Raw genomic sequence first — 21,360 nt, 5'->3', positions numbered from 1 at the left:
AAAGGATGTAGACATAATAGAATATCTCTCCTCGCCTTTTTTACAATAGGTACACATCCTACAATTTATCTATGGATCGTCAAATGCCGATATAAGAAAGGGGACTTCGTAACAGATATATCCCGCCACTAAAAATCTTTATGGAGGGTGAACCATGAATCGTCTCAGAAAGTTAATCATCGCAACCGCCACTGTTTTGCTCGCAGGAGCATCCGTCTCGATTTCTCCGCACGTCAGTCATGCCGAAAGCCACAAGGAAGACCGTTATCACCATCTCGAAGAACATCTTAATTTTAAGTATCCTTTGCACATTATGTTTGGGGTCATTATGACTTTAAAGAAAGAGCATAAAGGGTATCTTCCTTTATCAGAAGCGATTGATATCGTTCACTCTATGAAAAAGGTTGAAGTCATGGACAGTTATCTTGATTTTCGCAGAAATAAAGTTAACTCAAGAGAGATTCGTCGCATCGTGAAACAGGTATATGACATCGACTTGGACAGAGTCTCTGAACTAGGAGCTGGAAAACAAGTGGGCACATATCCTAAAGAGATTACCGACGGGGTGAAACTGGAGTTAGCCGACGAATCAATTGAGGATTTAGATGCGTATATCCAGTCCCTGACGAAGGTTGAAGTGATGGATCTCTACTTAGAGCATTACGGGAAAAAGATCGATGGACCAGAAATCCGCCGAGTTGTGAATCAAATTTTCGGCGTAAACTTAGACGGCATCTCTTCGCTGGAAGGCTCAGGAGTAGCCCTTTTTTCAAAAGACCAGTGGATTTCTAAGTACGACAAGGATTTATTCGTCGTTCACACCGGTCTTACGGATGTAGATGTATGGGTATATCCTACGGTGTACTTTACAGAGCAGACAGGTCTTACAGAGCTTCCCGCTGGACTGCAGAATGCTTTGAAAGGGTTAGGATTTGAATATAATCAAGAAAAAGATGCGCTTTATTATGCTAACCCGACAGGAGAGTCTGTGCCTGATCAATTCAAAGGACATACGCTTGGCACGATCATCGGATTCATTAAAAGTAATCATGCTAATCTATTAAAACCCAATCCTGATAAGGAAGACCACGAGTCAATAGACGTGGATTAGGGAAATACAGAAGCAGGCTCTTACATTCTATGAGTCTGCTTTTTTCTATGCACAAGGAGGCGATGATCATGGGCAAAATGAAAGTCTTGCAAGCTGACATTACTAAACTAGACGTCGATACGGTCGTCAATGCGGCGAACAAACAGCTGAAGGGAGGGGGAGGTGTCGATGGAGCGATTCATCGTGCCGGAGGACCTGAAATTATGAAAGAATGCCGGGAAATCGGCGGCTGTGAAACGGGAGAAGCCGTAATTACCACTGCAGGTCAATTACCCTGTGAAAAAGTCATCCATACCGTAGGCCCTGTGTGGAATGGGGGAGAAAAAGGTGAAGCTGAGCAGTTAGCTGGCTGCTACCGAAACTCTTTGGCGCTTGCTGCTGAGAATGGGCTGAGCACTGTTGCTTTTCCTAATATCAGTACAGGGATCTATGGCTATCCAAAAGACGAAGCTGCAGAGGTAGCGATTCAAGAGGTAGGAAAATTCTTAGAGGACCACGGAGAAATCGAGGAAGTCCTGTTTGTCTGTTTTGATGAGGAGAACAAGAAGATTTATGAAGAGAAGCTGGAAAACCCACCGGAGTGAGGACTCCCGTGGGTTTTCATTGCTTATTGGGCAACTCTAAAAGCTTCTTTTCTTGGATGTACCTTACCTAATACGTTTTCAAGCGATTGCGTTTCTTCCTCGTTTAAAGGAATCAACGGCAAACGGACACTGCCCACCTCTATGCCACGATTATTCAAGGCGGCTTTTACCGGAGATGGACTTGGTGCAGAAAAAATAGCTTTCATTACCGGGACAAGCTTCTGGTGCATACGGGCGGCGTACGCCCCGTCCCCAGTGTGGTAGCTATCGAGCATTTGTTGCATCTCGTTCCCGATAACATGAGCAGAAACGGAAATGATCCCCGTTCCACCGATAGATACGAATGGCAGAGTATTTGTGTCTTCACCGCTATAAACGGAGAAATTATCTGGAGTACTGCTGATGATTTCTGTTGCGGCATCCAGATCACCGCTTGCTTCTTTGACGGAAACGATGTTCTTGACTTTTGCCAGGCGGATAATCGTTGCGGGTTCCAAGTTGACGACACTTCGACCAGGGATGTTGTAGAGCATAACCGGCAGATTAGTGGCGTTGGCAATCGTAGAAAAGTGCTGATACATACCTTCCTGGGACGGTTTGTTGTAATACGGAGTGACGAGCATGACGGCGTCGACGCCGGCTGCTTCTGCCTGCTGCGTCAGTTGAATCGAAGCATTCGTGTTGTTGGATCCGGTTCCTGCAATGACAGGGACTCGATTGTCGACCACCTCTACAACGAATTTGAACAAACTTACTTTTTCTTCTGTCGTTAATGTCGGGGACTCACCCGTGGTACCTGCGACGACTAAAGCATCCGAACCGTTATCAATCAAGTAGTTGACGAGGGTTTCCGTTGCACCGAAATCAATGTTTCCTTGCTGATCAAATGGGGTCACCATAGCTGTTAGAACTTGGCCGAAATTCATTTACCTCACACCCTTTGGAAAAATTTTTTAGTATCTTTCGAGGTCGTGAGGGCCTTACGGCAGCAGAAAATCAAAAAGGCAGCAACGAGGGCTTCGTTGCTGCCGTAGAAACTTTTTTAACCGTTCCTGCGTAAGATAGCCCTCCATATAGTCTCCTATATGACAGTCCTGCGCCTCTTAAGCAACAGAACCAACGTCCAGAACATGAGGTTCCTTCCGCTTCGGCAAGATACCCTTTCCACATGGGTCGTCGGATCTCATTCTCCTCGACATGTGTACTCATGTACGTTGCACCTCTATCCTTACTTCAAATTTTCTTTGAAATAAGAAAAATATTTAGTTAGGGAAATTGTAGCAAAAATTCTGAAAGACGACAAGAGAGAACTTTTTAAAATTAGAATTTTTTGGGTGGGGGAGGCTTAGGAATGTGGCACATTCATGATAGTCTCTCACGAAAGGGGTTATCGCTCGCATTTAGCCTGAAATCAGCAATTGGCGTATGAGAATCACTTGGGTAAGGTCGAGAATCGCTCACATTCTCAAAAGAATCACTCAAATTAGCCAGAGAATCCCCCCACTATAAAAAATTAAACAAGCGTTTATTTAAACCATCCTTTTTCTTTAAAACGAGAAATCGCCTCAATCCGGTTGCTCACCTCAAGCTTATCTAAAATCACCGAGACGTAATTCCTTACAGTACCACGGGTGATGAACAACTCTTCGGAAATCTCTTTCGTATCCTTACCGTCTGCCATCAGCTGAATCACCTCACGCTCTCTCTCCGTAAGTGGATTTTGCTGGGTGAAGGCAAGATCGACGAGCTCAGGAGAAAAGATACGCTGACCGGCCATGATTTTTCGAATCGCGTCCGCTAAGTCTTCGCTCGGACTGTCTTTCAGCAAATAGCCGCTGACTCCGGCTTTTCTCGCTCGCTCAAAATAACCGGGGCGGGCGAAAGTCGTCAGGATGATGATTTTACAAGATTCATTGTTCAATTCTTCTGCAGCATCAAGCCCGTCTTTCACAGGCATCTCAATGTCCATAATACATACGTCAGGTTTCAGTTCTTTGACCAGTTGGCAGGCTTCTTCGCCATCATTGGCCTGACCGACAACCTCCATACCCTCCTCCAAATCAAGCAATGCTCCAAGCGCTCCGAGTAACATCCGCTGGTCTTCAGCGATGACGATACGAATCATGCGTTTCCTTCCTCCTTTGTATTTTGAATGACATTCGGGACGTGAAGAGTAAGTTTCGTGCCCTGCACGGACTCGATGTCGAGGCTTCCATTGACGAATTCGAGGCGTTCTCGCATGCCTTTCAATCCGTAGCTTTGCATCGGTTCCATGCCATCAGGAATCCCTTTTCCGTCGTCCTCTACAGTTACGGTAATCTCTGTCGGGGTCTGGGAGATGGAAACCTTGCAAGTGGATGCTTCACTATGTTTAACGACATTCGTTACAGCTTCTTTTAAACACATGCTCAACACATTTTCGATGAGGAGGGGAGCGTTCTCGATGGTGGGATCCCCTTCAAATTCAAATGACATTTCAGCTGCTTCTAAAATCTGCCGGACTCGGACGAGCTCATCTTCCAGATTAGTTCCTCTCATATTGGAGACCATTTCCCTTACTTCCTTCAGTGCGGTTCGTGCTGTTTGTCTGATATCCTGAATTTCTTGTATCGCTTTTTCAGGTTTTACAGGTACAAGCTTGCCGGCGAGGTCACTTTTTAATCCGATCATTGATAATTTCTGTCCCAGCGTATCATGTAAGTCACGGGCAATTCGTTCACGCTCCTCAATCACCATCAGCTGAGAGATCCGTTCATTCGCGTCCTCCAGCTCACCTTCAAGCTTTTGCTGCTTGTTGCGGTAGCGGATCGTGAAAGGAAGCAGAATCATACCGATCACCGTAATGATGATAAACGGAAGGTGAGGGAACATCGCATCCATCCGTGTAATGAACGTCATCGTGATCGCCGCTAGCGTCGTCGTCAAGTTGACGATGTAGAGAGATAGGAAACCGCCAAGATGCCTAATGTTTCCGATGAAAAAAGCAAGGAAAAGCGCGAAATAGATGTAGCCGTATTGATACGTTAAGACAAGACTAATCACTATTTCGATGCTTACCCATAAATAAACAAACTTGCTATTTGAAATAAAAGATAAGCGATAAGACAGAAAAAAGATCAGGATCATCAAGACTCCGAACAAGATCTCCAGAATTGATGAGGAACGGAAGATAAAGAAAAAAGGCAGCACACAGAAAATGATCCATACATATATACTGAGACCTGTATTTCTAGGGATAATTTGATACCAGTTTTGCAAAAGGTCCACCTCCTTGTTGTAAGTCGTTTAATTAGCACAAGCATATATGAAAACAGGGGTCTCTGTCACGATGTAAAAACAAAGAGCCTATCCATTAGGAATAGGCTCTTCAAGTCTAATGATTTACTTTTGCTGAAGGCTAGGACGTTTGTTATCCAGCATAGCCATTCGCTTCTTCTTCACTAACGGCTTCATTTCTTTGAAGGAAATGAAGGTTTTGTTTTTAGTGTCATATAAACGGAATCGAATCGACTCCAGGCTTGTTTTCAGCGTGATCGTTGTCGCATGCTTCAGCGGTGGAGTTTCGTCGTGGGCTTTTTCAAGATTATAGTTTGGTACGCGAGGGCTCAAATGGTGTACATGGTGGAAACCGATATTTCCGGAAACCCATTGGAGCACCTTCGGAAGCTTGTAGTACGAACTTCCATCGACGGCCGCTTTAACAAAATCCCATTCTGATTCATCTTCAAAATAAGAATCCTCGAACTGGTGCTGAACATAAAACAACCAGATGCCGAGCACACCGGATACATACAAGATCGGAAGCTGGATAAGCAAGAACGCCTGCCATCCGATTGCCCATACAAGCAAGGAATAAATCGCTAAAATAGCCACGTTCGTCACATAGGTGTTCATGCGTTCTTTACGCTTTGCTCCTTTACGGTTAAAGCGGTTGGAAACTAAGAACAAATAGATCGGACCTAATCCGAACATAACAATCGGGTTACGGTAAATACGATAAGCGATTCGCGTTTTAAGCGGAGCTTCGAGATACTCCTCAACGGTCATGACCCAAATATCACCTGTCCCTCTTTTATCGAGGTTCCCGCTTGTCGCGTGGTGAATCGAGTGGCTTCGTTTCCACTTATCAAAAGGAAACAACGTAATGATCCCTGTAATGGTGCCAATGATCCGATTTGCTTTTTGGTTGTCCATAAAGGATTGGTGCGTACAGTCATGGAAAATAATAAATAGACGGATGACGAATCCACCTGCGATCATCGCAACTGGGATTGTCAGCCAGACGGACACCGAATAGCTTACATAAGCCAAATACCAGAGTAAAATAAAGGGTACAAACGTATTCAAAAGTTGGCGTACACCTGCTGAATTATCAGGTTTCGCATAGCTTGCTACATTCTTTTTCAGTTCTTTTTGTTTTGCTTTATTCATAAGACGACTCCTTCTGTGAAGTTCATTCTTATCCTATCTTAGGCTAAACCGTCATACTTTATAAGACATAAACGTCAGGAACTACACATGACAGTTGTCATATATTTTTTGGGTGATAATGGAACTTCCTTCGTAGCGAGGACAGGTGAATCGCCATCATCGGAGTTTTGACTTCATGAATAATCTCATCCTTTTCCTGCTCGAGAAGTGAGTATAGCAAATGTGGAAAATGATTACTTTTTTAAAATGGAAATTCTTTTTCGCGAAAGTGCATAAGGATTAAAGGGTGGCCCTGGTAGTTCTCATATTAATAGAGATTCATAAATGTTAGGGTCAATCGTTTAAGAAGTCCGTAACTTGAGAGTTTGTTATAGTTATAGAAAAGAAACGTTGAGGTGAGTCGATGAGACCTGAAACGATTATAGAAAAAATGAAACAACATACACCGTCCATTCTTGGACAGCAGAGTTTAACCAAGTTTTCTATCCTTCTGCCGTTCGTTGAAAAAGATGATGAACTCCACCTCCTATTTGAAGTGCGGTCCCATCAGATGCGAAGGCAGCCGGGGGAGATTTGTTTTCCTGGGGGGCGAGTCGATCGAGAGGACCAGAAAGAAAAGGATACAGCCATAAGGGAGACAATGGAGGAATTAGGCGTTGATGAGGAAGACTTGTCTCAAGTTTTCCCGTTTGATTATATGGTCTCGCCATTTGGGATGAGAATTTACACGTACGTAGGATTTATTGATAAAGAAGAAGCGGATCTGGTTCCTAATCCTGCAGAGGTGGAGGAAGTGTTTACCGTACCGCTGTCGTTTTTCTTGGAAAATGACCCTGAAGTGTACCGCGTGAACTTTGAAGTGAAGCCGGAAGAGAATTTTCCGTTTGATTTGATTCCTGGTGGCCGCAACTATGAGTGGTCGGCTCGTCAGTTCGAAGAATATTTTTATAACTATGAGGACAAAGTGATCTGGGGCCTGACCGCAAGGGTTCTTTATCATTTTGTTGAGATGATGAGGAATTAAGTAGAACAGAAGCCCAGTTTCGAATATGTAAATTTAGCTTGAACCTCTGTACTCTTCATAAATTATTCAGGAGAGGAGATGATTAGTGTAGAGGTTCTAGTTTTTTTTTGTTAAAATAATATGAAACTGGTTTCATATTAGAGCTTGGAGGAAGTACAATGGTGACGATATCAGATGTTGCAAAGCGATCAGGACTTTCAAAGTCCACCGTCTCACGCGTTATTAATAATCATCCTTATATTTCAAAAGAAAAACGAGAGCTTGTACAAAAGGCGATGGATGAACTAGGATACTACCCTAATCCTTCCGCAAGAAGGTTAAGAGGTCAATTGAAAAGTACAATGGGAGTAATTGTTCCGAGAATTGTCAATCCATTCTTTTCTTATTTAGTGGATGCCATCGAACAAACAGCTTATCAGAATAATTATCAGCTTCTCATTTTCCAAAGCAATGAAAATAAGGAAAAAGAGTTGTCGTTCTTGAATTTATTAAAAACGAGACAAGTAGACGGGATTATCATGACCTCGGTGGAAAACAACTTTGAGGTAATAGAGCCCTATACAAAATACGGCCCAATTTTATTCTGTAACGAGTACTTAACTAATACTAGCGTGCCAAAAGTAAAATTAGATCAATCCATTGGAAGTTATACAGGAATGAAACATCTGATTGATCGAGGGCACACAAAGATAGGTTATTGTACTGGAGGTTTATTTGCTGAAGATGGGAAAGATAAAGATCGAAATCAAGGTTATCAAAAAGCCTTAGACGAGGCTGGTATCCCAGTTAATACGAATTGGATATTTATCAACCAGCACACGATTGAAGATGGAAAAGAAGTAATGAAACAGATTCTTTCTATGGATGATAGACCTACAGCCATTTTTACAGGTAGTGATGAGATTGCTGCGGGAGTAATGATAGAGGCAAAAGAGCAGGGGCTAACCGTTCCTGATGATATAGCAATCGTCGGTTTTGATGATCAGCCGATTGCTGAGATGCTTGATCCAAAACTGACAACAATCAGGCAGCCGATATCATTGATGGGAGAAAAGGCTGCAGAAGGGTTAGCATTGATGATGCAAGAGAATGCTGTCACTCCTGAAGATGTAGATTTACCAGTAGAATTAATTGTAAGAGGGTCCACATAAGTCTAACTTCTAAATTTCATTAAAAACAATAAATTTAAAATAACTATTGAAACCGATATCACATTCCTTTATAATTCAAAACAACACTAAAACGCCTTATAGGAGTTGATTTTTTTTAAACATTTATGAAACCGGTCTCACAAAAGTTTATGGGTTATTTAGCTTATTTTAAAGTTTATTACTTTATTTCTCAGTGTTAAATGGATGGATTTTTTTTAAATGCTTATGAAACCGATATCATACTTAAGGAGTGTTGAATGTGAAGATGAAAAAACTTATTTCAACTGTAGTTGTTTCAGGTGCTTTATTAACGGGCTGCTCATTTTCCTCCGGGTCTTCAGGGTCTTCGGATACCGACCAACTGACGATAGAAATTTTTCAGGGAAAAGTGGAGTTTAAAGATCAATTCGAGGCACTTGCGGAGAAATATGAAGGAGAAAATCCAGGTGTCGATATTAAAATCACCTCTGTAGGAGGAGGTTCTGATTATGCTGCCTCTCTAAAAACTAAGATCGCTTCAGGAGATGAACCGGAGATCTTTAGCATCGCTGGTCCAACGGAAGCTGCTAGATTCGAACAATATTTGAGTGATTTATCTGATACAAAAGCGGCGGATTTAGCTTTAGAGGGCAGTCTTGATCCTGTGACAAAAGATGGCGAAGTCCATGGGTTACCTTTTAATCAGGAAGGTTACGGGTTTATCTATAACAAGAAAGTATTTAAAGAAGCTGGAATAAATCCAGATGAAATTCTAACGTATGAGGATCTTGAGAGCGCCGTGAAGAAATTGGACAGTCGAAAAGACCAGTTAGGGCTTGAAGCGGTATTTGCTTTCCCGGCAAAGGAAAAATGGGTCCCGGGCAACCACCTCTCTAATGTATTTCTTGCACCAGAATTTAACCAAAAAGTTTTGGAAGCATTCCATTCAGATTCCGTGGCGTTTGAAAAAGCAGATGAGTTTAAACGGATGATTGATTTGCAGGCAGAATATTCTGTTCAGCCGGTATTGAGTTTGGATTATTCTCAGCAGGTGGAGGAGTACTTCTCTCTTCAAAAAGTAGCTATGATTCAGCAAGGGAACTGGATTTATCCTTCCGTCCAGCAAATGGACGAGGAGTTCGCTGAGAACAACATGGGGATACTGCCAATTCCAGTCGAGGGATCTGAAGGGAAACTTCCTGTAGGAATTCCAAACTACTGGGCCGTGAATAAAAACAGCGATGATGATGTGATTCAAGCATCGAAGGACTTTCTTAATTGGATGTACACCTCCGAGACAGGAAAAGAAGCTGTCTTAGAAGACTTTAAGTTCATTCCTGCTTATGAAGGGTTTGATACGAGCAAAATAGCGGATCCTATCTCGAAGGAAATTTATGAATATTCATCTGAAGGCAACACTACGGGTTGGGTACTCCTTGGATATCCAGGCGTGTGGGGAGATTATTTAGGAGGAAATGTACAGAAGTATTTGAGCGGAGAAATGACGTGGGAAGAATTAGAAGAAGATTCTAAGAAGAAGTGGGAAGAGTTGAGAAAATAAGCCCTTTGTCTGAGAAAAGCTAACAATCGAAAACAGAGGTTGTTAGCTTTTCTCTATCATCTATCGAACAACGTCATGTAAAAAACAATGAGGAGGAGTTCTATGAATAACCAAAGTAAGTGGTTCTGGATATTTCTTTCACCGGTGTTGTTAGCGCTGGCGATCGTTGTCGTCTTCCCATTTTTGTATGGATTTGTTTTTTCATTTTCCAATTGGAATGGCCTTACCGCTACATCATTTGTAGGTCTTGATCATTATATTAATCTATTTCAAGAAGAAGAATTTATGAATTCGGTTTGGTTTACTGTTAAATTTTCTATCGTAACGGTGGTTCTGTTAAACGTATTTGGTCTCGGCCTTGCATTGATTGTCACACGTAAAATCAAATCTGGTAATCTACTTCGAACAGTATTCTTTATGCCTAATTTAATAGGAGGATTAATTCTAGGATTCATTTGGCAGTTTATTTTTATCAGTGTGTTTGGAGACGTAGGAAATCTTCTTGGGTTAGAGAGCATGCAAGGATGGCTTTCGACACCAGAGACAGGATTTTGGGGACTTGTCATTCTAACGTCCTGGCAGATGGCTGGTTATATTATGATCATTTATATTGCTTACCTTGAAAATATACCTAAGGATTTAATTGAAGCAGCTCAGATTGACGGGGCAACGGCTCTTCAGCGGTTCAAAAATATTACTTTTCCACTTGTAGCTCCTGCTTTTACGGTCAGTATGTTTTTGACGTTATCTATGGCTTTTAAAATCTATGATCAAAACCTCTCTTTAACGAACGGCGGGCCATTTAACTCTACGCAAATGGTAGCGATGGAAATTGTACGAACGGCCTTTTCGGATAATGAAATGGCTTACGCTCAAGCGAAAGCTGTGATTTTCTTTTTAATTGTAGCTGTAATTGCTTTAACGCAGGTTTATTACAATAAAAAACGGGAGGTAGATCTGTAATGAAAAGGAATAAGGAAAAGAGAAATCTATTCTCCATCGAATTGCTTGGTCTATTATTGGGTTTGATTTGGATTGCTCCTTTCTACCTTATGATTGTAAATGCATTAAAAACAAAAAAGCAGATATTCACAGGTGTTCTTGGATTACCGGACTCACTTGCGCTGGGTAACTTCGTACAAGCTTTTGTTGATTTGGAATTTTTGAAGTCACTATTTAACTCTGTGCTAATTACAGGAGTAAGTGTTGCTGTAATCATTCTATTTTCAGCGATGGCAGGATATGCTTTAGCTCGGAACAAAAGCAAGCTTAGTGGAGGGCTGTTCTTTGTGTTTGTGGCGGCTATGCTGATTCCTTTTCAATCTGTAATGATTCCACTTGTCTCGATTTTTGGTCAAGTAGACATGTTGAATGCAGCAGGGTTAATTTTTATGTATCTTGGGTTCGGGTGTAGTTTATCGATCTTTTTGTATCATGGGGCAATGACCTCTATTCCAAAGTCGCTCGATGAAGCTGCCATTATTGATGGTGCCAACCGCTTTCAATTATTCTGGTACATTATCTTTCCGTTGCTTAAGCCAATATCCGTTACCGTGGGGATATTGAATGTGATTTGGATTTGGAATGATTATCTATTGCCTTCACTTGTCCTTAATGAAACCAACGCGACAATCCCTTTGAAAATGTTTTTCTTTTTCGGAGAGTACACGAAGCAATGGCATTTAGCCTTAGCTGGGCTGACGCTTGCAATCATCCCAGTCATCATCTTCTATTTCTTTGCACAAAAGCAGATTCTTAAAGGAGTTTCCGAAGGAGCTGTAAAATAACCAGTTTTTTAATATTCAAGTAAAGGGAGAAGAAAATGAAACAAAAATGGTGGAAAGAAGCAGTTGTTTATCAGATATACCCTAGAAGTTTTATGGATTCAAATGGTGATGGAATCGGTGATATTCAGGGAGTGATATCGAAGCTAGATTACTTACAAGGACTAGGCATTGATGTGGTTTGGATATGTCCTATTTATTGCTCACCTAATGATGACAACGGATACGATATTTCAGACTATAAAGCGATCATGCCTGAGTTTGGAAGTATGGCAGACTTCGATGAGTTGTTAAACGAAGTTCACAACCGTGGGATGAAGTTAATTATGGACCTTGTCATCAATCATACTTCTGATGAACATCCCTGGTTTATTGAATCTAAATCTTCGCGGGATAATCCATATAGAGATTACTACATTTGGCATCCTGGTAAAGGTGGAGAAGAACCGAATAACTGGGCGTCTATTTTTGAAGGTTCTGCATGGGAATTTGATCCTGAAACCCAGGAATATTACATGCACATCTTTTCTCGAAAACAACCAGATTTGAATTGGGAGAATCCTAAAGTAAGAAAAGATGTTTATGAAATGATTAACTGGTGGCTGGAAAAAGGAATTGATGGGTTTCGGATCGATGCCATCTCCCATATTAAAAAAGCTCCGGGATTTCCTGACGTCTCAAATCCTGAAGATAAAAGATATGCTTCTTCCCTTGAAGGGCATAGGAATCAGGAAGGGATCCAGTATTTTTTAGAGGAGCTTAAGGATGAAACGTTTAGCAAGTATGACATTATGACCGTCGGAGAGGCCAATGGTGTCACTGTAGAGGAAGCAGAAGAATGGGTTGGGGAAGAAGAAGGAAAGTTCAATATGATTTTTCAATTTGAACACAATGATTTGTGGCAAAAAGGGAAAAACAATGGGTTAGACATCCATGAGTTAAAAACCGTTTTTACAAAATGGCAAACGGGGCTGAATAATGTAGGGTGGAATGCTTTATTTTTAGAAAACCATGATCTCCCAAGATCTGTTTCTGTATGGGGGGATGATCAGGAGTTTCATAGCCAATCTAGTAAGTGTTTGGCAACCTTGTATTTCTTAATGCAAGGAACACCTTTTATCTATCAAGGTCAAGAAATAGGGATGACAAATGTGCAATTTCCTTCTATAGAGGATTATAACGATGTGGCCATAAAAAATCTTTATGAAAATGAAATGGATGAGGGAAAATCCCATGAAGAGGTTATGGAAGTGATCTGGCAATCAGGGCGTGATAATTCTCGTACACCCATGCAATGGTCCAATAGAAAAAATGCGGGATTTTCAATTGAAATACCCTGGTTAAAGGTCAATCCTAATTTTAAGGACATTAATGTAGATCAATCGATAAATGATCGTCACTCCATTTACCATTACTATAAAAATCTTATTCAATTACGCAAAGATCATCCTGTTTTAATCTACGGAGATTATGAGTTAATTTTGCCACAGCATGATCAGATTTTTGCTTATACAAGAAGTCTTGGTAAAGAGAAGGTTTTGGTGATAACGAATCTATTTTCAGCGGAAGCAGATTTCACATTACCGGATCACTTGAACGATAAATACGCAAAATTAATGATAAGCAATTATAGCGTAAATCCTTATCAAGGAGTCACCCGACTTAAGTTAATGCCGTATGAAGCAAGAGTATACAAATTAAATGAGTAAGAGTTAATGATGAGTCTTGTTCTAATAAAAAGCATAGGGTTAATTCAAGTGGCTTTTAGAACGGATTGAAACTTAATTGTGGTGAAGTGTATAAGACATAAAAAAGGATCAAAGCATGCTGGCTTTGATCCTTTCTTTGCGTTTTAATCAGACTTTTTCAGGTAAAATGGTACACTAATGGATAGAAACTATGTGTTAAGGGGATCACCTATGAAACAATTCGTAAAAGTATTACTGATCATCATCGGCAGTATCTCCCTTGGACTGGGTGTGCTCGGGATTGTGCTGCCTTTAGTTCCGACCACTCCGTTTTTACTTCTCACAGCTGCGTGCTATGTGAGAAGTTCGGACCGTTTATACAACTGGCTGATGACGAATAAGTGGTTTGGAAGCTATATACGAAATTATAAAGCAGGAAATGGCATTCCTATTAAGGCGAAAATATCAGCGCTCATTATGATTTGGTTCTCCTTCTTATTTTCTGCCATCTTCATTGCTACCAATATGTTCTTGAAAATTGGGTTCATTTTCGGAGCATGCTTTTTCACTGTAGTTATCTACAAAACGAAGACGTTGAAGCCTGAAGACGACGAGACATAATTGTTTCACGTGAAACAATTATGTAATAATCTCACTCATAAGCGCTTGAATATTACCTTCTGTGTCATGGAAAAACACCATCCAGGTTTCCGTATGGTCCATTTTGGCAATGAGGTGAGGTTCATCAATGAAGTTTACGTCTTCAGACTTCAATTTTTCATAACTTGTATGGATGTCATCGACAGAGAAGTAAAGGATGGAGCTATGGCTTTCGAAGTCTCCTTTTTCGGGCAAGGTCAGCATGAGGCGCTGGTCCCCGCATGAGAAAAAGGCCATGGTCTCTGTGTTGAAAAGTAGTGGGAGCCCCAGCGAGTGTTGGTAAAAGCGTGTTGCTCTTTCCAGGTTTTTTACAGGGATACCGATTTGGCCGATATTATGGATTGACATAAAGTCACTCCTTTTTCTCTTTATTATAACCCAAGCTACGTTATGCTTCGAAAATGACTTCATCTAATTTCTATTAAGCTGTCCAACAAGACTCCAATCTAGGAGTCTTTTTTTATACCTTCTAATTGTTCACAAATTCTAAACAGATAGGTCACAGATTAGTCATACTCCATTATTACTCTAGTCTTAATAAAAGGATAGAATAGAAGTGTCGACGTAGATTGTGAGGTATCGAGCAAGTTTAGGTAGAAAATTGTAATAGGGTTTGAATGGAAAATCAATGATTACAAGGAAAAGTACTGAATTCATGTTGTATCCATTGAATAATCCGTTTTAAAGAATTAAGTTAAGTAATTCGTTAGGAGGATCCTTATGAAAACAGTCATTATATATGCAACGAAACATGGAAGTACAGAAAAAGCTGTACAGTTGTTAAAAGAGCAGTTATCAAGTGAAGTGGAAATTGTGAACGTTAAGAACGCACGGGGAGTCGATTTGGAAGAATTCGATCAGGTTATTCTTGGTGGTCCAATTTATATGGGCAGATTACATAAGAAGCTCTTGGCTTATGTGTACAACCATCTGGAAACGCTTTTACAAAAGCGAATTGGATTATTTATCTGTGCTGGGGTAGAGGATCTGTTTGTTCAAGAAGAAGAGTTGGAAGAAGCGTTCCCTTATGAGCTTTACGTTCATGCAGTGGTGAAAGAAGTATTTGGATATGAATTTGATTTTCGTAAGTTAAGTGCTTTTGAGAAGATGACGCTCCGCGCGAGAGGCATCGAAGAAAGTGTCTCTAAACTTTCTTCACCAGTCATTAAACAATTCGCTCATACAATTGAAGGATAAAGGAGTGTTTTTGAATTATCCCCCACCTCAGCTCATCCAATTTCTGGATGAGCTGAGGTGGTAAATTGATGGTAAATAATTGTTTTCGAAATAGAAGGACATGTCTATCAAACTATAGTGTAGGATTTTCCCCGTCATCCAGATCGGTCCTGACTTACTCCTTTGATATCAACGTCTGAGAGCTGCCCCAAACCTTTCTCTAAAGCACAATTGTTTCAGTAAAAATCGATAAAGATATAGATTCCGACTCGTAAATGGTAAATAATGGCCCCTCAGGTCATCCAGATTATGGATGACCTGAGGGGCCTTTCCGTTTAGTCGTTGTGGTTAAACTATAAAACTTGGGTAGTATCTTTGTGGTCTCGACACGTTGTAAGGGCCTTCACTTATTCGTTACAATTTTCTTAACAATAAAAAATATAAAAATATTTGAATTTCACCTAAAGTAAAACCGCTTGGTTCAAATAGGCGAGATGAAAGGGGTGTGGTGATCTTGGAAGCCATCAGTAAGAATTTTTTCTTATACCTTTCTAACAACAAGTTGTTAGACCGCTTAGCAAAGCGTTTCGGCACGAGATTTGGGGCTGACAAGATAGTTGGAGGAGAAACCTTCTCCCAGGCAATTCCGTTAATACAACAATTGAACCAAGAAGGGTTACAGGTCACTGTCGACCATTTAGGTGAGTTTGTGAACTGTGAATCAGAAGCAAAAGAGCGAGCGCAGGAATGCATCCATACGATACAATCCATTGCTCAGCATCAGCTTCAATCAGAAGTTTCTCTTAAATTGACATCGCTCGGGCTGGATATCAGTCGTGAGCTTGTCTATGAAAATATGGAAAACATTTTGCAGGAAGCAGAAAAGCATGGGGTGACCGTCACCATTGATATGGAGGACTCCTCAAGGTGTGAGGCTACACTGGAGATCTACAAAACGATGAAATCCAAGTATTCCAATTTGGGTACAGTCATCCAGTCCTACCTCTACCGCTCATGTGGAGACTTAGACGAGCTTGATCCTTATGATCCATATTTAAGACTTGTGAAAGGGGCTTACAAAGAATCTGGTAAAGTGGCCTTTCCTGAGAAGAAAATGGTGGATGACAATTTGAAGCAGATGATTGAAAAGAATCTGCTGAACGGGAACTATACAGCGGTTGCCAGTCATGATGACGCCATCATTGAGTTTACGAAGAATTTAGTGAAGAAACACAACATCCCGACAGACCGGTATGAATTCCAAATGTTGTACGGGATGCGCAACCAGACGCAAGCTGATTTGGTGAAAGAGGGCTATAACGTCCGCGTCTATCTTCCTTACGGGGAGGATTGGTACGGATACTTTATGCGGCGTCTCGCTGAGCGTCCGGCCAATATTGCTTTTGCGCTCAAAGGTATTTTCAGCAAATAAAAAATTTTATCATTTTGAAAGGAGCATGTTCACATGGTACAGCCTTACAAACACGAACCATTTACAGATTTCACAATCGAGGAAAACAAAAAAGCATTCGAGGAAGCTTTAAAACAAGTAAAAGAAGAGTTGGGGCAGCAACACGACCTACTCATCGATGGCGAACGTGTCCGTACAGATGATCAAATTACTTCTACAAACCCTGCCAACACGAAGCAAGTGGTAGGAACGGTATCCAAAGCAAATTCTGAATTAGCTGAAAAAGCGGTCCAATCGGCTGCAACTGCTTTTGAAGATTGGAGAAAATGGGATCCGCGTGCTCGCGCTGAAATTCTATTCCGTGCAGCAAGCAAGATCCGCCGCCGTAAGCATGAGTTCTCTGCATATCTCGTTTACGAAGTAGGTAAGCCATGGAAAGAAGCTGATGCCGATACAGCAGAAGCGATTGACTTCCTTGAATATTACGGTCGTCAAATGATCGAGCTGAAAGAAGGCAAGCCGGTCGAGAGCCGTCCAGGTGAAGAAAACCGCTATATCTACACATCTACTGGAGTAGCTGTTGTCATTCCACCATGGAACCTTGCATTTGCGATTATGGCTGGTACGACGGTTGCACCGCTTGTTACAGGAAGCACGGTCGTGATGAAGCCAGCAAGTAACAGCCCTGTCATCGCAGCGAAATTCGTTGAAGTGCTTGAAGAATCAGGTCTTCCGAAAGGTGTCTTGAACTTTGTGCCTGGTAGCGGCGGCGAAGTGGGTGACTACCTTGTCGATCATCCGAAGACAGCACTTATTTCCTTCACAGGATCCCGCGATGTAGGTACACGCATCATCAAGCGTGCCGCTGAAATTCAAGCAGGTCAAAACCACTTGAAACAAGTCATCGCTGAAATGGGTGGTAAAGATACTGTCGTTGTCGACAAAGAAGCAGATCTTGAAACGGCAGCTGAGGCGATCATCGTTTCTGCATTCGGATTCTCTGGACAGAAGTGTTCTTCAGGATCCCGTGCGGTCGTTCACGAAGATGTCTACGATCAAGTGCTTGAAATGGTCAAAGAACGTACAGAAAAGCTTACAGTAGGTAACGCTTCTGAGGAAAATGTCTATATGGGACCAGTTGTTGACCAAAGTGCATTTGATAAAATCATGGGCTACATGGACGTCGGTAAAGAAGAAGGGCGTCTCGTTACAGGCGGTAAAGGCGACGATTCTAAAGGGTACTTCATCGAGCCTACAGTCTTTGCTGATCTTGATCCTAATTCCCGCATGCAGCAGGAAGAGATTTTTGGACCTGTCGTCTGCTTTACAAAAGCGAAAAGCTTTGATGAAGCAATCGATATCGCTAACAATACAGAATACGGCCTGACTGGCGCTGTAATCTCTGATAACCGCGATCACCTTGAAAAAGCGAAGTACGACTTCCACGTAGGTAACTTGTACTTCAACCGTAATTGCACTGGCGCAATTGTCGGCTACCAGCCATTCGGCGGATTCAAGATGTCCGGTACGGATTCCAAAGCTGGAGGCCCAGATTATCTTGCGCTTCACATGCAAGCGAAGACAATCTCTGAAAAATACTAAGGTGAACCATAGAGTGGAAAGCTCAGAGTCCTCGAGACTCTGAGCTTTTTCACACTCTAAGATCGATCGTCAAATTCACCACCTGTCACTCCTTTCACCTATCCAATCCAAGCAGGAAATGATTTTCCTTTTTCTTTCAAGACTAAATCGATATAATGGAGGGTAATATCTATGTACGTTTCAGCTCCCTTTGGAAAGGTTAGGATTCGAATGGAAATAAAAGATTTGATCTTGCAGACCGACGACATTCATAAAGCGACTGAGCTTATTAGTTCCAAGCTGGAGAAGCCAGTCATCATAGAGAATAAAAATTTTGAACTGATTTCGTATAGTTCGTCCTTTGATGATTTCGATCAAACCCAGCAGAAGACCATCCTCTCAAAAAAATGTCCTATCTTTATTATCGATCGTTTGAAAAAAGAAGGGATTGTCCAAAAATTAGAGAGGAATCCAGACCCGATCCGTATACACCCGATTGAAGAATTAGGTTTTGAGCAGCGGATCGTTATCGCAGCGAAGCATTTGGGTCACACGATGGCGTACATATGGGTTCAGGAGTCTGACCAAAGGATGAACCAGGAAGAATTGGACTTCCTTGAGGAAGTGACTCCTCACTTAGGTAAGCTCGTCTATGATGTGTATACGAAGGCCAATGCCAAAGAAGGAAAAAAGGAAAAGCTGCTCTGGCAACTGTTGCATCATGAGTACGGCAGTGAAAGCCAGTTTCGTCATGAAGCTTCGCTTGCTAAGCTGAATTTGCCGGAACGTTTCTCTGTGCTCGTCTTTTCGGTCGTCGCCCCGCAATACACGTACATGCTCGATTATTTGGAAAAGACGATTGAGCGCTCCAACTTTAGAAAGAGGATTCAGTTCTTGAAATCTGAGTTTCAGATCATCCTCGTTTTAGAAGGGAGTAAAGATGAGAAGTTCTCATCGAGGAGGCTCGCCCGTTCGTTCATTGAAGATGTGAAAGAAGATATGCAGGATGATAATTTCTATAATTATCTGATAGGCGTCGGGAAGGAATACACAAGCTTATATTTTATGAGAAAAAGCTTTCTTGAAGCGCTTGAAGTCATCGAGACAGCCAACTTCATCAGTCCGCGCCCGGAGTCGATGCCGCGTGAATTTGCTAAACTTGGTATTTATCGCTATTTGGCTGCTCTATATGAGAAAAACAGCTCCGAAGATTACTACAGTGAAGACTTGCTTATTCTCATCCAAAATGACGCAGAGAAGCAGACAGACCTGTTAAAAACGCTTGAGGTTTATATGAGTAATAACGGAAAAGGAAAACAGACCGCAAATGAGCTTTTTATTCATCCAAACACGCTCAACTACCGTATTAAGCAAATTCAGGATCTGACGAACATCGATTTTTCAAATTTCAATATGAAGGCATACTTGTACACAGAACTCTTGCTTCTCAACAACGTAGAAGCGTACTATCAGCGCTATATAGCTGCATTACAATAAAACAGAAGGGCAGCCGCCATGGCTGCCCTTTCCTTTATGATTATGATTGAACGACGCTTTCTTTCCATACGCGTTTACCAGCTTGATAGGTTTTGTATCCTCCACTCAAATTACTAGATTCATATCCATTGTGCTTTAAAACCCTCGTAGCGAGGTAGCCGCGAAGTCCAGCTTGGCAAGTAATGTAGATGGGCTGTTCCTTTGGCAGCTCCTCCATTCGATCTCGCAGATCCCCAAGCGGGATATTGATGGATCCTGGAATAAAGCCGATTTCTCTTTCTTCCGGCTCGCGGACATCAACAAGCAAGCCGCCTTGTTCAACAATTCTATCGATCTCATGATATTGAACGATGTTTACTTCTCCGTCAACGATATTGGAAGCAACATAACCCGCCATATTTACAGGGTCTTTAGCTGAAGAATAAGGAGGGGCATAGGCAAGCTCTAAATCTGCCAGATCTGCCACATTTAATCCGCCTTTGATCGCTGTAGCAATGACATCGATTCGTTTTTCTACCCCTTTGTATCCAACAGCCTGGGCGCCGAATATTTTGCCTGTTTCAGGGTCAAATATCAGTTTCAGCGCAAGTGGCTGGCCGCCTGGATAGTAGGTAGCATTGGAAGCCGGATGGATATGAACCACTTCTGATTCAATCCCTAATCTTGATAAAACTTTTTCATTATTTCCTGTTGCTGCAACGGTTAGATCGAATATTTTTGCAACAGAAGTCCCGAGCGTTCCCCGATAGGCAGCCTCTTTTCCATTGATATGATCAGCCACCAGTCTTCCCTGGCGATTGGCTGGCCAGGCGAGCGGTACCATTGTTGGTACTTGCTGAATATAATCTTTGACCTCGATGGCGTCCCCAATGGCATAAATGTCAGGATCTTCTGTTTGGAGATGCTCGTTGACAATGATTCCTCCCCGTTTGCCGACTTCAAGCCCTGCCTGTACGGCTAGCTCGTTTTCAGGACGGACTCCGATGGCTAAAATCGTAAGATCACTGGATAATTTCATCCCGCTTTCCAAAACGATGGTTTCTCCTTCGTCCTCAAAGGATTTCACTCCATCTTCTAAAATGAGCTGAACTCCTTTATCCACTAGTTCCTTATGAACTAGAGAAGCCATTTCATAATCCAGTGGTGCCATCACCTGATTTCCTAATTCGACCAGAGTTACTTTTACTCCGCGGTGGGCTAAGTTTTCTGCCATTTCTAAACCGATAAAACCTCCGCCAATCACTACAGCTTTCTCTGGTTGTTTGTTATCCACCCATGCCTTGATCTGATCTGTGTCTGGCACAGACCTCAAGGTAAACACATGGTTGGCTTCCTGAAGCCCTTCAAAAGGAGGGACGATCGGCCGTGCGCCTGGAGATAGAATCAATCGATCAAAGCTTTCGTTATATATGGCGCCCGTACGCAAATCTTTGATAGAAAGCGTATGATTCTCCCTGTCGATGCCGATGGCTTCACTTAGGTTGCGGATATCAAGGTTAAATTTCCTGGACATTCCTTCAACCGTTTGAACAAGCAGGGAATCCCGGTTGGTGATCACGTCACCGATGTAATAGGGCAGCCCGCAATTCGCAAAAGAGATGTACTCTCCTTTTTCAATCATAATAATTTCATCTTCTTCACTAAGTCTACGCAGTCTTGCTGCAGCTGTAGCTCCTCCAGCCACGCCGCCGACAATAATTATTTTTTTAGCCATCAAGCTTC

General features: G+C 41.9%; 19 protein-coding genes and 1 riboswitch. Of the genes, 13 read left to right on the top strand and 6 right to left on the bottom strand.

The window, feature by feature from the left end:
- Positions 1–154 precede the first annotated feature (154 nt).
- Positions 155–1,111, top strand: coding sequence for a hypothetical protein (locus ACRYKC_RS01420; protein WP_433804862.1), 957 nt, complete (start codon positions 155–157; stop codon positions 1,109–1,111).
- A 68-nt stretch (positions 1,112–1,179) separates the two neighbouring features.
- Positions 1,180–1,695, top strand: a complete 516-nt coding sequence (locus ACRYKC_RS01415) for an O-acetyl-ADP-ribose deacetylase (protein WP_433804861.1) — start codon at positions 1,180–1,182, stop codon at positions 1,693–1,695.
- Positions 1,696–1,718: 23 nt separating this feature from the next.
- On the opposite strand, the gene dapA is transcribed toward ACRYKC_RS01415, so the two are convergent.
- The 4 genes from dapA to desA all read right to left on the bottom strand — a co-directional run bounded on the left by dapA (position 1,719) and on the right by desA (position 6,126).
- Entirely contained in the window at positions 1,719–2,621 is a 903-nt protein-coding gene (gene dapA / locus ACRYKC_RS01410) for a 4-hydroxy-tetrahydrodipicolinate synthase (RefSeq protein ID WP_433804860.1), read from the bottom strand.
- Between the two features lie 128 nt (positions 2,622–2,749).
- Positions 2,750–2,928: riboswitch (Lysine riboswitch) on the bottom strand.
- Between the two features lie 292 nt (positions 2,929–3,220).
- Positions 3,221–3,820, bottom strand: a complete 600-nt coding sequence (locus ACRYKC_RS01405) for a response regulator (protein WP_433804859.1) — start codon at positions 3,818–3,820, stop codon at positions 3,221–3,223.
- Positions 3,817–4,953, bottom strand: a complete 1,137-nt coding sequence (locus tag ACRYKC_RS01400; protein ID WP_433804858.1) for a histidine kinase — start codon at positions 4,951–4,953, stop codon at positions 3,817–3,819. The genes ACRYKC_RS01405 and ACRYKC_RS01400 overlap by 4 nt, the downstream gene beginning before the upstream one ends.
- Positions 4,954–5,076: 123 nt before the next feature.
- The gene (desA, locus tag ACRYKC_RS01395; RefSeq protein ID WP_433804857.1) at positions 5,077–6,126 is read right to left on the bottom strand and encodes a Delta(5) desaturase DesA; all 1,050 of its coding nucleotides are present in this window, start codon (positions 6,124–6,126) and stop codon (positions 5,077–5,079) included.
- A 403-nt stretch (positions 6,127–6,529) separates the two neighbouring features.
- Here desA and ACRYKC_RS01390 point away from each other — a divergent pair, with 403 nt between their 5' ends.
- From ACRYKC_RS01390 to ACRYKC_RS01360, 7 genes are all read left to right on the top strand, one after another.
- On the top strand, positions 6,530–7,150 hold the full coding sequence (locus ACRYKC_RS01390) for an NUDIX hydrolase (RefSeq protein WP_433804856.1): 621 nt from the start codon (positions 6,530–6,532) through the stop codon (positions 7,148–7,150).
- A gap of 158 nt (positions 7,151–7,308) precedes the next feature.
- The gene (locus tag ACRYKC_RS01385; RefSeq protein WP_433804855.1) at positions 7,309–8,301 is read left to right on the top strand and encodes a LacI family DNA-binding transcriptional regulator; all 993 of its coding nucleotides are present in this window, start codon (positions 7,309–7,311) and stop codon (positions 8,299–8,301) included.
- Between the two features lie 265 nt (positions 8,302–8,566).
- Entirely contained in the window at positions 8,567–9,841 is a 1,275-nt protein-coding gene (locus ACRYKC_RS01380) for an ABC transporter substrate-binding protein (RefSeq protein WP_433805117.1), read from the top strand.
- Positions 9,842–9,943: 102 nt separating this feature from the next.
- Complete coding sequence (locus tag ACRYKC_RS01375; RefSeq protein WP_433804854.1) at positions 9,944–10,804, top strand: carbohydrate ABC transporter permease; 861 nt, start codon at positions 9,944–9,946, stop codon at positions 10,802–10,804.
- Positions 10,804–11,628 carry a carbohydrate ABC transporter permease gene (locus ACRYKC_RS01370; protein WP_433804853.1) on the top strand — a complete coding sequence of 275 codons (825 nt, stop codon included), beginning with the start codon at positions 10,804–10,806 and terminating at the stop codon, positions 11,626–11,628. Before ACRYKC_RS01375 ends, ACRYKC_RS01370 begins: the two co-directional genes overlap by 1 nt.
- 35 nt (positions 11,629–11,663) lie before the next feature.
- Positions 11,664–13,334, top strand: a complete 1,671-nt coding sequence (locus tag ACRYKC_RS01365; RefSeq protein ID WP_433804852.1) for a glycoside hydrolase family 13 protein — start codon at positions 11,664–11,666, stop codon at positions 13,332–13,334.
- A 210-nt stretch (positions 13,335–13,544) separates the two neighbouring features.
- A complete protein-coding gene (locus tag ACRYKC_RS01360) occupies positions 13,545–13,934 on the top strand; it encodes a YbaN family protein (protein ID WP_433804851.1) in 390 nt (129 codons plus the stop codon).
- 18 nt (positions 13,935–13,952) lie between these two features.
- Here ACRYKC_RS01360 and ACRYKC_RS01355 read toward each other — a convergent pair whose 3' ends face one another.
- Entirely contained in the window at positions 13,953–14,321 is a 369-nt protein-coding gene (locus ACRYKC_RS01355) for a VOC family protein (RefSeq protein ID WP_433804850.1), read from the bottom strand.
- Positions 14,322–14,693: 372 nt separating this feature from the next.
- On the opposite strand from ACRYKC_RS01355, the gene ACRYKC_RS01350 reads away from it, so the two are divergent.
- The 4 genes from ACRYKC_RS01350 (at position 14,694) to ACRYKC_RS01335 (ending at position 19,638) form a co-directional block, all read left to right on the top strand.
- Positions 14,694–15,170: a flavodoxin domain-containing protein gene (locus ACRYKC_RS01350; protein WP_433804849.1), complete on the top strand. Its 477-nt coding sequence runs from the start codon at positions 14,694–14,696 to the stop codon at positions 15,168–15,170.
- Positions 15,171–15,663: 493 nt separating this feature from the next.
- Complete coding sequence (locus tag ACRYKC_RS01345) at positions 15,664–16,581, top strand: proline dehydrogenase family protein (protein WP_433805116.1); 918 nt, start codon at positions 15,664–15,666, stop codon at positions 16,579–16,581.
- 33 nt (positions 16,582–16,614) lie between these two features.
- On the top strand, positions 16,615–18,162 hold the full coding sequence (gene pruA / locus ACRYKC_RS01340; RefSeq protein ID WP_433804848.1) for an L-glutamate gamma-semialdehyde dehydrogenase: 1,548 nt from the start codon (positions 16,615–16,617) through the stop codon (positions 18,160–18,162).
- Between the two features lie 171 nt (positions 18,163–18,333).
- Entirely contained in the window at positions 18,334–19,638 is a 1,305-nt protein-coding gene (locus ACRYKC_RS01335; protein WP_433804847.1) for a PucR family transcriptional regulator, read from the top strand.
- Between the two features lie 40 nt (positions 19,639–19,678).
- On the opposite strand, the gene ACRYKC_RS01330 is transcribed toward ACRYKC_RS01335, so the two are convergent.
- The gene (locus ACRYKC_RS01330) at positions 19,679–21,352 is read right to left on the bottom strand and encodes an FAD-dependent oxidoreductase (RefSeq protein ID WP_433804846.1); all 1,674 of its coding nucleotides are present in this window, start codon (positions 21,350–21,352) and stop codon (positions 19,679–19,681) included.
- Positions 21,353–21,360: the final 8 nt, after the last annotated feature.

Source organism: Halobacillus sp. A1-3 (genome assembly GCF_050971765.1).
GTDB lineage: Bacteria > Bacillota > Bacilli > Bacillales > Halobacillaceae > Halobacillus > Halobacillus mangrovi_B.
The sequence above is the reverse complement of the archived record's forward strand: the minus strand, read 5'-3'. Positions and strand labels throughout refer to the sequence as shown.